The sequence below is a fragment of the Acinetobacter johnsonii ANC 3681 genome, from assembly GCF_000368805.1.
GTDB lineage: Bacteria > Pseudomonadota > Gammaproteobacteria > Pseudomonadales > Moraxellaceae > Acinetobacter > Acinetobacter johnsonii.
The window spans coordinates 1,371,165-1,385,725 of record NZ_KB849705.1 but is presented as its reverse complement, the minus strand read 5'-3'; the positions used below and the strand labels follow the sequence as shown (position 1 = coordinate 1,385,725).

The 14,561-nt window shown below is 42.3% G+C and carries 11 protein-coding genes; 8 read left to right on the top strand and 3 right to left on the bottom strand.

All coding sequences use genetic code 11. The annotated features are described in order from the left end of the window. The first annotated feature begins 2 nt into the window (after positions 1-2). Positions 3-776 carry a 1-acyl-sn-glycerol-3-phosphate acyltransferase gene (locus F946_RS10810; protein ID WP_004982181.1) on the top strand — a complete coding sequence of 258 codons (774 nt, stop codon included), beginning with the start codon at positions 3-5 and terminating at the stop codon, positions 774-776. Between the two features lie 23 nt (positions 777-799). Here F946_RS10810 and F946_RS10805 read toward each other — a convergent pair whose 3' ends face one another. From F946_RS10805 to F946_RS10795, 3 genes are all read right to left on the bottom strand, one after another. Next, positions 800-1,078, bottom strand: a complete 279-nt coding sequence (locus F946_RS10805; protein ID WP_004982178.1) for a hypothetical protein — start codon at positions 1,076-1,078, stop codon at positions 800-802. A 270-nt stretch (positions 1,079-1,348) separates the two neighbouring features. Further along, the gene (locus tag F946_RS10800; protein WP_004982172.1) at positions 1,349-2,344 is read right to left on the bottom strand and encodes an ABC transporter substrate-binding protein; all 996 of its coding nucleotides are present in this window, start codon (positions 2,342-2,344) and stop codon (positions 1,349-1,351) included. 3 nt (positions 2,345-2,347) lie between these two features. Next, the gene (locus F946_RS10795; RefSeq protein ID WP_004982170.1) at positions 2,348-2,935 is read right to left on the bottom strand and encodes an ANTAR domain-containing response regulator; all 588 of its coding nucleotides are present in this window, start codon (positions 2,933-2,935) and stop codon (positions 2,348-2,350) included. Positions 2,936-3,546: 611 nt separating this feature from the next. On the opposite strand from F946_RS10795, the gene F946_RS10790 reads away from it, so the two are divergent. From F946_RS10790 to F946_RS10760, 7 genes are all read left to right on the top strand, one after another. Further along, on the top strand, positions 3,547-4,896 hold the full coding sequence (locus F946_RS10790; protein ID WP_004982168.1) for an MFS transporter: 1,350 nt from the start codon (positions 3,547-3,549) through the stop codon (positions 4,894-4,896). 65 nt (positions 4,897-4,961) lie between these two features. Then, entirely contained in the window at positions 4,962-7,508 is a 2,547-nt protein-coding gene (gene nirB / locus F946_RS10785; RefSeq protein WP_004982165.1) for a nitrite reductase large subunit NirB, read from the top strand. Between the two features lie 94 nt (positions 7,509-7,602). Beyond that, complete coding sequence (nirD, locus tag F946_RS10780) at positions 7,603-9,213, top strand: nitrite reductase small subunit NirD (RefSeq protein WP_035326733.1); 1,611 nt, start codon at positions 7,603-7,605, stop codon at positions 9,211-9,213. Between the two features lie 289 nt (positions 9,214-9,502). Then, positions 9,503-12,295, top strand: coding sequence for a nitrate reductase (locus F946_RS10775; protein WP_004982163.1), 2,793 nt, complete (start codon positions 9,503-9,505; stop codon positions 12,293-12,295). Then, the gene (mobA, locus tag F946_RS10770; RefSeq protein ID WP_004982162.1) at positions 12,292-12,918 is read left to right on the top strand and encodes a molybdenum cofactor guanylyltransferase; all 627 of its coding nucleotides are present in this window, start codon (positions 12,292-12,294) and stop codon (positions 12,916-12,918) included. The genes F946_RS10775 and mobA overlap by 4 nt, the downstream gene beginning before the upstream one ends. A gap of 346 nt (positions 12,919-13,264) precedes the next feature. Beyond that, on the top strand, positions 13,265-14,293 hold the full coding sequence (gene moaA / locus F946_RS10765) for a GTP 3',8-cyclase MoaA (protein WP_004982161.1): 1,029 nt from the start codon (positions 13,265-13,267) through the stop codon (positions 14,291-14,293). Position 14,294: 1 nt separating this feature from the next. Continuing rightward, complete coding sequence (locus F946_RS10760) at positions 14,295-14,561, top strand: MoaD/ThiS family protein (protein ID WP_004982159.1); 267 nt, start codon at positions 14,295-14,297, stop codon at positions 14,559-14,561.

Genomic DNA, 14,561 nt, shown 5'->3' with positions numbered 1-14,561 from the left:
GTATGTTGCAGGTTGAACATGATGCAAAATGGATTAAACGCCTGAGTGCTTTATCCAAAGTTTATTTCACACCGACATTTATCGGTGCTGAACAGTTAGATGCATCACAACCTGCAATGTATGTAGGAAATCATTCCTTATATGGTGTGCTTGATTCACCTATGTTGATTGATTATCTCTACAATGAGCATCAAGTGGCTGTGGTCAGTATTGCTGATCATAGCCATTTTTATTTGCCACTGTGGCGCAGTGTGGTGAAAAAATTTGGTGCGGTCGATGGCGTCCCAGCCTATGTGCGTGAAGCCATGCAACAAGGCTATTCTATTTTGGTTTTTCCTGGTGGCGGACGCGAAGTTCTAAAACGTGAGGGCGAACAGTATCACCTGATTTGGAAACAGCGCTACGGCTTTTTAAAGCTCGCTCAAGAATTTGGCTATGACATCGTGCCGTTTGCCGCGTTAGGCGGAGATGAAGTCTTTGATATTGGTTTTGATGCAAATAAAGTGGTTCAGCACCAATATTTTCAAAAGTTGCTACAAGTGCCACAGTTGAGTCGCTTGCTGCGTAAAGGGGAGGTGATCCCATCTTTACCGAAACATTTGATTCCGAAACGCTTGCCTTTTTATTTTAAGTTTATGCCCAGACAAAGTTTGATGCATATTGAAAACCTAGAACAGTTACAGCAGTTCCGAGACCTGATTGCAGCAGAAATTTATACTGGGCTTGCAGACTTAAGAGTATTGCGTCAACAGCAGCATGGTGACCGATTTGATTGAGCATTTACAGGCGTAAAATCTGCTTAGTCTTCTTGTAAATCTTTCAACAAATGTGCAATTTTTAAAGTATGGGTCTTATTCCCTTTGACTTCCATAACCTTATTTTCCACCCACCATAAATATTCAAAAATTTCAGTTTCACTGGCTTGTTCACAAATGAATCGGAATAAACTAGGTAAGTATTCCTCATACTCATCTTGTAGTGCAGGATTGCGATAGATATACAGAGGATCCCAGTCTTTAATCAGTATTTTGTTAATCGCATGTAATAAAGAAACATGTCGATTTTCCTCGGTAAACATAATACACCCCGCTGTCCTTGGGTTAGTTTGACGTTTAAAAAAGAAGTTGTGATGAAGATTATTTATCTATTGTTTTCATGTTTTAAAAGATCTTAGCGTGTTTTTCGCATGAGTAAATAGCACGCTCAGATAAATGGAAGCTAAAGAAAAATGTTTAATAAAGTGGCAGTAAAGTTAGATCGCAGATTTACTTCAAAATATTTTTCAGAATAAATGTTTCAAAATAGTGCGTAATTACGGATTAAGTAACATATAGTAATAATTTAAAAATCAAGTATTTGTTTGAATGACGCAATTTTCACTAATGCTGTGAATTTCATCACTATCTAAATTTATATCATCCCATTTTTGCATTTGCTGTGTGAGCCAAACAAAATCCGAAACTTGCGGCTGGGCTTGTTCTGGAATAAAACCACGAATGATGTTCTGAATCAGGTGATATTTTTCGACGTGAACACTTGCTGAACATGCAAAGCGAATGATGTTGTAATCGACCAAGACTTGCCAAACAGGTTCAATATCCTGCATCTGTTTAAGTTCAACTTGTGCTTTTTGGATGGCTTGGACGAGGGCTGCAAGCGTATTGGGATTGGAGATAGCCCATTCTTGAGTCACAGCCAGTACTTTGTCTGCGACGCGAGGAATAATGTTTGAGCCAGTCGCAATGATTTGGCTATAGCCTTGAATTTCCGCTTGTGTGTTCCAAGGTTCCCCAACACAAAAACCATCGATCAATTGATTTGAAATGGCTTCCACCATATAGGGCGGCGGTAAAGTACGGAGATGTACGCGTTTGGCAAATTCAGGATTGGCCAACGCCAACCACTCGCGTAAACAATAATGATGAATAGACTGCTTAAACACATGGGCAATCGGAAGATACTGTTCATGCTGCATGGCGCTAAAAAATTTCTGTGCAGTGGTGGTGGCATCGTCAGTTTTTTTGATATCGAGCGCATAGCATAGTTTTTGGCTTAAGCTGATAAAAGCACTGTTGTAGCTTAAGACGAGAGGGGTTTGTAGCGGAATACCGAGTTGATCTTGAGCGAGTGCAGCAGCAGGCAACATGGCAGATAAACAATGCGCGGCGTCTAGAAAACCAAAAGCCAAACGATCTCTTAAGCTTGCCCAAGACGCTTCTTTGGCTAAGCTTACGTCTAAGCCTACTTCCTCAAAAAAACCACGTTCTTTAGCCCAGAGTAAAGCAACACAGTCTAAAAGTGGAATATAGCCCAGATGAAGTTGTGACTTTTCGAGTTGAGCCATGACTTAGTCCTTGAGTTGAGATTGTAAAAGCTGTTGAGCATCCAACAGACGTCTTGCCATTTCGCCGATGGTCATACGGTGGCTCATGGCATTTTTACGCAGCAATTGAAAGGCATCGTCTTCAGATAGTCCATGTAATTGCATCAGTAAGACTTTCGCACGCTCTACATCTTTACGATCGGCGAGTTTATTTTTAGTGTCTTGTAAGTCTGTGAGCAACTTTTTGTGTTTACGAAACTGCTCGATCGAGATTTCTAAAATATTTTCTAACTTTGAAGGATCGATCCCATCCACAATATAAGCTGTTACCCCAGCATCTATGGCACTTTTAATGGTGTCTTTATGGCTATTTTTAGTAAATAAAACAGTGGGTAGATTAAATTGACTTACACAGCTTTCAATAATGTCACGTTGCGGATGGTCCATATCTAACAAAATGACATCCGCACTTAATTGTTCAAGACGACTAATATTGATGTGATCGATAATCAGGCAAGCAACCACATCGAAATCATGTTCGATGAGGGAATTTCGAATATATTGTGCGCGTTCTTGATTGTCATCAATCAATGCAATTTTCAGTTTAGGCATACTGTACAGTGCTCAGGAAAACCTGAAAATGAGATCTAAAAGTATACAAGCAATTTAAATGCCAAACTTAACAAATGCCAGCTTTATCTCGAATCAGGCAGTCAATCTTTATGGTCGCGATTACAGACAAAGTATGCATGTTGCATATGTTGTGATCGGAGTTTTCATGAAAGAGTTTACGGATATGGATTCAGTAAATTGAAGTGTTGATGTTCACAGTCGATTTGTACATCTAAGGGAGAATTTCTAGATGTCGTGCTTAGAACAAAGCAATGTCGTTTATTTGAGAAAGCAGATGCTCATCGATAATGCAAAATGCACCAAGAGGTAGCAGTGTTTTAAAAAGTCGGAAAAATTAGCTGTTGTGCTTTAAAAATAAAAAGAGCTGACTATATCGAATTATAAGATTATTTTTAAATAAATCTTTAAAAAACAATATTTTGCTATTTAATTATAAATATTGGCACACTCGTTGCATTATCCCTAATGAGTCAAAGACGACTCTAAATCAAATTTGTAAGACGGCCAACGACGTCCGTTCTGATCGCTTCTACATCGCAAGTATTTGTGCTGTAGAAAAACTATACGCTCAGTTCAGTCTGGAGAAGGTTATGTCTTCAAATTTACATGCTAAAAAAGCAACAAAAATAAGTCTTTTCAGTTTTAACGGCGCAGCAATGAGAGCCTTCCATATGAGTTGGCTCGCCTTTTTTGTCTGCTTCTTTGCTTGGTTCGCTTGTGCACCGTTGATGCCTGTGATTGCGGGTGAATTTCACTTAACCAAAGATCAAATTGCCAATATTAATATTGCTGCTGTAGCCATCACCATTTTAGTTCGTCTTATTGTGGGGCCGCTGTGTGATAAATACGGCCCGCGTAAAACCTATACCGCACTTCTTGTACTCGGCAGCATTCCAGTCTTTGGAGTCGCGTCTGCAAATAGCTATGAATCCTTCTTGTTCTTCCGTCTATTGATTGGTGCGATTGGGGCAAGTTTTGTCATCACTCAGTATCACACCAGCATTATGTTTGCGCCAAACGTAGTTGGGACCGCAAACGCAGCGACAGCTGGCTGGGGCAATGCAGGCGGTGGTGCAACACAAGTACTCATGCCATTGATGCTCGGTGCCTTGGTGATGTTTGGTGTAGAGCAAGCGATGGGCTGGAGAATTGCACTGATTGTTCCGGGTGTCCTGATGCTGATCGTGGGTATGATGTACTGGAAATTCACTCAAGATTGTCCACAAGGCAACTTCAAAGAACTTCGTGCAGAGGGTGTCAGTGTTGGTTCAGATAAAAAAGGTGGTGTGGCGATTCTGATGCATGCTGCGAAAAACTACCGTGTTTGGATTCTATTTGGTGCCTATGCCGCGTGTTTCGGGATTGAAATCTTTATTCATAACATTGTCGCGATGTACTACGTCGACCATTTTAGCTTTGGTTTAAAAGAAGCAGGAATGGCGGCAGGTATTTTCGGTCTACTGGCACTGTTTGCTCGTGCTCTGGGTGGCATTGTGTCAGACAAAGTTGCAACAAAAAAAGGGCTTGATGGTCGTACCAAAGTGTTGTTTGGCATGATTCTGCTGGAAGGTCTCTTCCTCGTCCTATTCTCTCAAATGAATACCCCTATCTTCGCGATTCTTGCAATGACAGTCTTTGCATTGTTCACGCACATGGCATGTGGTGCAACTTATGCCTTGGTGCCTTTCATTGACCGCGATGCCTTGGGCGGTGTGGCAGGCATCATTGGCGCAGGGGGTAACGTTGGTGCAGTGGCAGCAGGTTTCCTACTCAAAAGTATGTTGGATATTCAAACCACACTGATGATTTTAGGTGGCTTGGTGGTCATCGCAGCAAGTTTTGTCCTTATGATTCGCTTCTCTGTTGAGCATAAAGAAAAGGAACAGCGCTTATTCGAACAAGCAGTACATGATCGTAGCATTGCTGAAGCGCAAAACTAAATAAAGAGATTAAACCCAAGCCTCAAGGCTCAGGCAGAACAAATGAAATATTGCGGAGAAAGAATATGAAAATCATCATGATTGGTCATGGCATGGTTGGCCACAAATTTATCGAATCAGTACTCGAACATGTGGGTGATGATGTTGAAATTACCATCTTGGCCGAAGAACCGCGCTTGGCTTATGACCGTGTACATTTGACTGAATATTTCAGTGGTAAATCAGCAAAGGATTTAACCCTTTGTCGTGCAGATTTTGCTGATGCTTATGGCATAGATTTACGTTTGAATACCAAAGCGGTTGCAATTGATCAAAGCCATAAAACGGTGACGACGAATCATGGTGATGTTCTTAGTTTTGACAAATTAATCTTGGCAACAGGTTCATATGCTTTTGTTCCGCCTATTTCGGGTAATGACCGTGAAAACTGCTTTGTTTACCGAACCATTGAAGACTTAGATGCGATTCGTGCTGCAAGTCTTAATGCGAAATCAGGTGTGGTGATTGGTGGCGGTTTATTGGGTCTAGAAGCCGCTAAGGCGCTACGTGATTTGAACTTGGAAACCCATGTGGTTGAGTTTGCACCGCGTCTTATGGCGGTTCAAATTGATGACTTGGGCGGAAAGGTTCTACGTGCAAAAATTGAAAACTTAGGCGTAAAAGTTCATACCCAAAAAGCGACTTCATCAATTGAGGAAGGTACTGCAACTAAGCATGTGATGAAATTTGGAGATGGTTCTGAGCTTGAAACAGACATCATTTTGTTCTCAGCAGGTATTCGCCCACGTGATGAGTTGGCACGTCAAAGTGGTTTAGCCCTCGGGGAGCGTGGCGGGATCATGATTAATGATTATTGCCAAACGTCAAATCCAGATATTTATGCCATTGGTGAATGTGCGCTGTGGCAAAACAAAATTTATGGTCTGGTGGCACCGGGCTATGACATGGCACGTATTGCAGCAAAACATGTCACTGAACAAACTTGTGCTGAGTTTGCGGGTGCAGACATGAGCACCAAATTGAAACTGATGGGCGTTGATGTGGCTTCTGTCGGTGATGCACATGCGATGACACCGAATGCACTCAGTTATTTCTATGCCGATGAAGATACACAAGTTTATAAAAAAATCGTGGTGAACGGCGAAAAAACCAAGTTACTTGGCGCGGTTTTAGTGGGCTGTGCAAAAGAGTACAACGACTTACTACAAATGATGCTGAATGGTTTAGCTCTTCCAGAAAATCCTGAAAGCTTAATCATGCCGGGTTATGCACAATCTTCAAGTAAATCTGGCGGCAGTGGAGTTGATTTGCTGCCAGACAGTGCAACCATTTGCTCATGTAATAACGTCTCTAAAGCCGATATTTGTAGTGCAATTGCCGAGGGTTCAACGTCTTTAGGTGCACTAAAAAAATGTACCAAAGCAGCCACTGCCTGTGGGGGGTGTGCGCCACTAGTCACTCAAGTACTGAAGTCTGAATTACAACGCCAAGGCGTTACGGTCAATAACCATATTTGTGAGCACTTTGCCTACTCACGTCAAGAGCTGTATCACTTGGTACGGGTCAATGAAATCAAAACTTTTGATGACCTGATTCAACAACATGGTCATGGTTTGGGCTGCGATATTTGTAAGCCAACTGCAGCCAATATTTTAGCGTCGTGTTGGAATGACTTTGTTTTAAAACCAAGCCATGCAGGTCTACAAGACAGTAATGATTACTATCTAGGCAATATTCAAAAAGATGGTTCTTATTCTGTCGTCCCACGGATGGCAGGTGGTGAAGTGACGCCTGATGGATTAATTGCTGTGGGGCAAATTGCTAAAGAATATGGCCTATATACCAAACTCACAGGTGGACAACGTGTCGATATGTTTGGCGCGCAAATTCACCAACTTCCTGAAATTTGGGAGAAGCTCATCGCGGCGGGCTTTGAGTCAGGCCATGCTTATGGGAAATCGTTGCGTACAGTGAAGTCTTGCGTTGGCAGCACATGGTGTCGTTACGGTGTGGATGACTCGGTTGGTTTAGCTATTTTCCTAGAGAACCGCTACAAAGGACTGCGCTCACCGCACAAATTAAAAATGGCGGTTTCAGGCTGTACCCGTGAATGTGCCGAAGCACAAAGTAAAGATGTCGGTGTGATTGCCACTGAAAAAGGCTGGAACCTGTATGTCTGCGGTAATGGCGGGATGAAGCCTCGCCATGCCGAGTTATTGGCTTCAGACCTAGATACCCAAACTCTAATTAAATACATCGACCGATTCTTTATGTTCTATGTGCAAACCGCAGACCGTTTACAACGAACTTCGGTATGGCGCGACAACATGGAAGGTGGTTTAGATTATCTCAAAGATGTGGTTGTGCATGATTCTTTAGGTTTAGCTGCTGAACTCGAACGTCGTATGAGCCATGTGGTGGGGACTTATCAAGATGAATGGCGTACGGCTGTTGAAGACCCAGAAGTACGTAAACGCTTTGTGACTTTCATCAATGCCAAAGCTGAGCAACAACAAGATCCGCATATTCAGTTTGCAGAAGTTCGTGGCCAGATTCGTCCTAAAACTGCGGCTGAACGAGATCGTAGCCGTATTCCAGTGGTTGAAGCTTAAAAAATTAGGGTATTCAAACTTCTTTCTTCAGCACTCTCTCAAAAGCAAAAATAGAGGGACTAAATGAATGAATAAGTTTAAAAGGATCAAGATGATGACAATTTTAAAAGAAATGAATGAGTTAGATTGGGTTGATGTCTGTGCGCTAGATGATCTAACGCCAAATACAGGCGTAGGTGCACTTATTGAACATCAGCAAATTGCTATTTTTCGTGTCGGTGCTGAAAAGCGGGTATATGCCTTGAGCAATCAAGACCCATTTAGCCAAGCTTTTGTAATGTCGCGCGGCATTATTGGTGATTTACAAGGTGAGCGTGTGGTGGCATCGCCCATTTATAAACAGCATTTTAGCTTGGCGACAGGACGCTGTTTGGAAGATAAAGATCAAAAACTATTGGTTTTTCCAAGCAAAATTGAAAATGGTCGAGTGTGGATTAGTCCGACACCACAAAAAACCTATATCACCAACACAGGTGCATCTCAGGAAAAAATGAAGTTGGTGCTGGTTGGCAATGGCCTAGCGGGGATGCGTTGTTTGGAAGATTTACTCGACATGGCACCAGACCGTTATGAAGTGACGGTGATTGGTGAAGAGCCTTGGGGAAACTACAACCGTATTATGTTATCGCCAGTGTTGTCAGGAGATAAAACCATTGACGACATCATGTTGCATCCACATGCATGGTATAGCGACAAAGGCATTCGTTTTATTGCGGGTGATCCTGCGGTACGTATAGACCGTCCTCGTAAGCAGGTCTATACCGATAAAGGCGAAGTGGTCGATTATGATCGTTTAATTTTAGCGACAGGTTCGAAACCGTTTATTCCTCCAATTGCTGGAGCGGATTTGAAAGGTGTCATTAGTTTCCGAGATATCTATGACATCAACACCATGCTGGATTACTGCAAGACCAAGAAAAATGCCGTGGTAATCGGTGGTGGACTGTTGGGACTTGAAGCTGCATATGGTCTCAAACAACGTGGGATGAATGTCACGGTTTTACATCTGATGGATCGTATTATGGAGCGCCAATTAGACAGTAAAGCCAGCCAAATGCTACGCCATAGTATTGAACAAAAGGGTATCTCCATTATTACTGAGGCCAATACTGAAGCATTGGTGGGTGTAGATGGTCATGTCACTCAAATTCGCTTGAAAGACGGTACAGTCCTAGAGGCGGATCTTGTGGTATTTGCAGTTGGTATTCGTCCGAACATGGCACTTGCACAAAGTGCAGGACTACGCTGTAACCGTGGTGTGTTGGTGAATGACACCATGCAGACTTTTGACCCAAGTATTTACGCCGTGGGGGAGTGTATTGAACATCGTAGCCAGACTTTTGGCTTGGTTGAGCCACTTTGGGGGCAGGCATTCATTTGTGCCTCACATTTGGCGGAGCATGGCAGCTTAACGTTCAAAGCACCAACTGTTCCAACACAGTTAAAGGTAAGTGGCTGTGATGTGTTCTCAGCGGGTAATTTTGAACCGAAGGATGACTTTGAAGACATCATTTTAAATGATGAAAAACGTCAGATTTATAAACGTATTATTATTCAAAAGGATAAAGTCGTTGGTGCGGTGTTGTTTGGTGATACTGAAGATGGTGTCTGGTATGCAGAGCTTATTTCGGATCAAACCCCAATTTCATCAATTCGAAATAAATTGCTATTTGGTAAAGATTTTGCATTAAAAAAAGCAGGGTAAAACCTCCTCTTGAAAGGAGGGGATAGATTTTCTAATAGTTAATTTGATACGTGGAAACGTCATTCGCAACTTGTTTGAGGTAGGGTTACTTATGAAAATTAATGTTTCTGCGAATAAGTTGGGATGAAGCTGGTATGGGACGAGTTTTGTGAATGACAATGGTTTTGCCTACTTTTCCCAAAAGAAAAGTAGGCAAAACCGAAGGTTAATCCTAAATCTAAACACAAAAGAAAAGACGCCGTTGTGAGTGATTCAAAATAAATGAAAGGCAAATAGGAGCGAAGCAGAAATGAATAGTATCCCTGTAATGGAACTGCATAGCTCCACAGAAAAAATGATTACAACTACACAAACCACCTGCCCATATTGTGGGGTGGGGTGTGGGGTAACAGCAACTGTTGAAGAAACGGCTTTAGGGCAAAAAGTCTCTGTGGTGGGCGATGCTCAGCATCCATCTAATTTCGGAAAGTTGTGCATTAAAGGCAGTAATTTAGCCGACACGGTAGGTTTAGAAACGCGCGTCTTACATCCCATGTTGGGGCGTAAACCGCAACGTGAGGTAAGTTCATGGGACACCGCAACAGACTTAATCGCCAACAAATTTCAACATAATATCGATCAATATGGGCCTGAAAGTATAGCTTTTTATGTCTCAGGTCAACTGCTGACTGAAGACTATTATGTGGTCAATAAATTTGTTAAAGGCTACTTGGGTACAGCCAATATCGACACCAATTCACGGTTGTGTATGTCTTCAGCCGTTGCTGCGCATAAACGCGCTTTTGGGGAAGATTTAGTTCCAGCCAGTTATAGCGATTTTGAACATACCGATATGGTGGTTTTGGTCGGTTCAAATACAGCATGGTGTCATCCTGTGCTGTATCAACGCATCATGAAAGCCAAAGAGGAGCGAGATCTTTTTGTCGTCGTGATTGATCCACGTTTTACAGCCACCTGTGAGGCGGCTGACTTACACTTACCGATTTTACCGGGTCAAGATGTCGCGCTGTTCAATGGTCTATTACAGTATTTAGCAACCAATCATTATACCGATACCGATTTTATTGCAAAGCATACTCAAGGCTTAGAACAAGCTCTGGCAAGCAGTGCTTCTGAAGCATCCATAGCTAGTGTGAGCGAACGGACGGGGATTTCTGTTGAAAAATTAACACTCTTTTTTGAAAAATTTGCTCAAACAGAAAAAGTGATGAGCTTGTTTTCAATGGGGGTCAACCAATCCTCTCGCGGCGTAGACAAGGCCAATAGCATTACCAACTGTCATTTGCTGACTGGCAAAATTGGAAAATTGGGCGCAGCACCTTTTTCGATGACGGGCCAGCCAAATGCAATGGGCGGGCGTGAAGTGGGCGGCCTTGCCAATATGTTGGCTGCCCATATGGATTTGGATAATCCAAAGCATCAACAATTGGTACAGCAGTTTTGGCACAGTCCAACCATTGCAAAGCAAGTGGGTTTAAAAGCCGTCGACCTTTTTGAAGCGGTCGAAGCTGGAAAAATTAAAGCGATTTGGATTATGGCGACTAATCCTGTGGTGAGTTTACCCAATGCTGATCAGGTGAAACGTGCACTAGAGAAATGTGAGTTTGTGGTGGTGTCAGACATTTGTCTGGATACCGATACCACCCAATATGCCGATGTGTTACTGCCTGCATTGGGTTGGGGTGAAAAAGATGGCACAGTCACTAACTCGGAACGCCGTATTTCAAGACAGCGTGCTTTTTTAGACAGCCCTGAACAAGCCAAAGCAGATTGGTGGTCAGTGTCACAAGTGGCGAAAAAGTTAGGATTTCAGGGTTTTGACTTTGAAAGTAGCCATGACATTTTCAAAGAACATGCCCAGCTTTCAGCTTATCAAAATGCAGAAATCGATTTACGTTCATCGACTGAAACATTCCGCTATTTTAATTTGGCAGGCCTTACGGAACTTTCATTTGATGACTACCAAGAACTTGAACCGACGCAGTGGCCTGTACTTGTACCTTTGAAAAACGGCCAAACCAAGCCAAACATTTTTGCACAATTATTTAAAGATGGTCAGTTTAGTCATCCAGATGGTAAAGCCAAGTTTATTGCAACAACGGCAGTTGGTGCGGTGAATCCAATTAGCAGTGAGTATCCATTGGTGCTGAATACGGGGCGCATCCGTGATCAATGGCATACCATGACGCGTACAGGTTTATCAGCCAATTTAAGCACACATAAAGCAGAACCTTATTGTGAAATTCACCCAAATGATGCCCTGAAATATGGTCTGAAAGATGGGGAATTGGTGGAGATCACATCGGCTTGGGGAAATTGTGTGTTACGAGCCGCAGTCAGTGACAATATCCGTCGTGGACAGATTTTTGCACCGATTCACTGGAGTGATCAATTCGCATCAGATGCACGGATTGGCAAAGTGGTGAATCCTGTGGTGGATGCTATTTCGGGAGAACCTGAGTTCAAACATACCCCTGTGATGATTCATCCGTTTTATACGCAATGGCAGGGTGTGTTTTATGTCAGAACGGGCTTTGAACATTTGGTACAACAAAGTATTGAACAAAGCATTTGGTGGACCAAAATCAAAACGTCCAAAGCTATTCGTTATGAGCTGGCAGACCGTCGACGTTTTACGGAAACGACAGAACAACTCAAAGCTTTATTGCCTTTTGATGATGAAAGTTTTGAATGGCTCAATGTAGAAGATCAAACCGCTCATATCAGTCATAGTGTGGTGTTACAAGATGGACACCTCATTGCAAGTCTGTATATTGCGCCCAAAGCGTTATTGCCAGATCGAGACTGGGTGGCAAGTCTGTTTAAGCGCGAACGCTTAAGTGCTATGCATAGGAAAGCTTTATTGGCAGGGCAAGCGATGTCAATGACTAATAGCGATGGCCCACTGGTCTGTAGCTGTTTTAAAGTTGGGAAAAATCGTATTATCGATGTCATTAAAGAAAAAAATATCACCCATGAAAAACAAGTCACTGCATGCTTAAAGGCAGGAGGCAATTGCGGTTCTTGCTTACCTGAAATTCGAGGTCTGATCAAAGCGTGTCAAACGGAGGATGTAGAATGAAAAGAAAAATATTCAAACCCGTGAGTTACCCAGAAACTGAAGTTGTTATTTTGGCGGGTGGTCAGGCGCGCCGTATGAATGGTATCAATAAACTCTTGCAAAAATTTGATGATGAAATTCAACTTATCAAAATTCATCAGCAGTTAAAGTCACGTGCAACCAAGGTATGGGTCAACAGCCATCGTGATCATTCCATTTATGAGCGGTTGATTCCGTCGATTGGTTTTTTTGAAGATGAGGCAACAGGCTTTCAAGGGCCCTTGATGGGGATGAAAAGTGCATGGACACATGTGCAATCAGACTATGTGCTGTTCGTACCCTGTGATGTAACTTTTATTCCGAAAAAAGTGTTTTCACGGTTACATCAAGCGATGCAACAAGATCCGAACTGTGGTGTCGTTATTGTAGAAATTAATGACCGTGCACTGTATCCGTTTTGTTTGTTAAAACGGAGCAGTTTGCCGACATTGATTCAGCACCTTGAGCAAAATCAGCGCAGTTTAAGGCAGTGTTTTGCAGATTTGCACCCACAAGTGGCACGATTTAAAAATCATGCACTGTTTTTTCACAGCATTAACTCTTTGGATGAGTTACAGCAGCATCGGCAACTTAATTTTTTATAAATACCTTAGATATTGAAGAGAGGAGGTTTGTGTCGAGAGCAGAAGAAGTTGCCATAAACCGATTTGACTGTTAAATATAAATCTATAAAAGAACCAAATAAGTATTCATATTGATATTAAATTTATTATAAAAACAATCATTTGAAATAGATTTAGGGGAAGGCATTATCTTATTTAGATATTGAACGTATGTAGCAGTGATCACTCATTACGGCGGTGAACTGAAAATACTCAAAATTTAGAAAGTGCGCAAAGTTGGAACAGTTATTGCAAATTATACTTCAGAAAATAGGGCGCGAGATGTGAATTGCACCCGCATAGCACAAAGGATGCATAGGCAAGACAGATGAAAAGCATGACCCATGTATCCGTAGTTAAAGTATTCCAAGATCAGTTTGGACGTGAAAAGCGCAAACTACGAATCTCGGTGACGGATCGTTGTAATTTTAAATGCGTCTATTGCATGCCCGAACATCCCGAATGGATGAAAAAACACGACTTGCTCAGTTTTGAAGAACTTTATCATTTTTGCAAATTGATGGTGCAGCATGGCATTGAGCAAATTCGTATCACGGGGGGTGAACCGTTGATGCGCCAAGGTGTGGTGCATTTTATCGAACAACTACAAAGCCTAAAAAAGCAGGGGCTGAAGCGTATTTCCATGACCACCAATGGTCATTATTTAAAACAATATGCCGTTGCTTTAAAGCAAGTAGGGTTAGATGATTTAAATATTAGTCTAGACAGTCTAGATGCCGAGCAATTTCAACACCTCACAAAAAAACAACTACATACAGTGCTGGAAGGCATTCAGGCTGCACAACAGCTTGGTTTTAACATCAAAATCAATACCGTTCTGATGAAAGGTATCAATGACGATCAAATTGTTCCTTTGGTGCAGTGGGCAAAGCAGCAAAAGGTAGAACTGCGTTTTATTGAGTTTATGCCTTTGGATGGCGATCAAAATTGGTCGCAAGCCGATGTCGTCACTGAACAAGAGATTTTGTCCCAACTCAGCTCGCAATTTACGGTGCAAGTGCTTGAAGGACAAGGCGCCAATCCAGCACGTAGTTATCGGGTAGATGGTGAGAAGGTTGGGATTATCTCCACCATTAGCAACTCGTTTTGTGGGGAGTGTGATCGACTGCGGTTGAATGCACAGGGTGAGTTTTATAATTGTCTTTTTGCCAAGCAAGGTTTAAATTTAAAGTCAGACATTCAACAACTTGCCCAACTCAATCAGCACGAATCCTTTGTTTTAGAAAGTAAACTTTCAACTTATGTTTGGCATAAAGAGCAAGGTTTTCATGCCATTCAAAAACAGCAGTTGCATCAGCCTGTGCGAAAAATCAGTATGCATATGATTGGAGGTTAGGATGACTCAGGAGTTAAATAACTTGATTAGAGTGAAGATTGAAGCTTTTGGTGCGATTGAACGTCAGTTACCACCCAATTTAACGCTGCAATGTGAGCCTGATTCATCGGTTACGGTGGTTTTAAAGGATCTCGTTGCTCAATACCCAGCTGTCCACACGTTATTGGAGCGCTGTGCCTGTGCAATCGGTGAAGACATTATTCCAAGGCAGACCATTTTAAGTCGAGATTGTACTTTGGTGTTGTTGTCCCCTGTGGCAGGAGGTTGA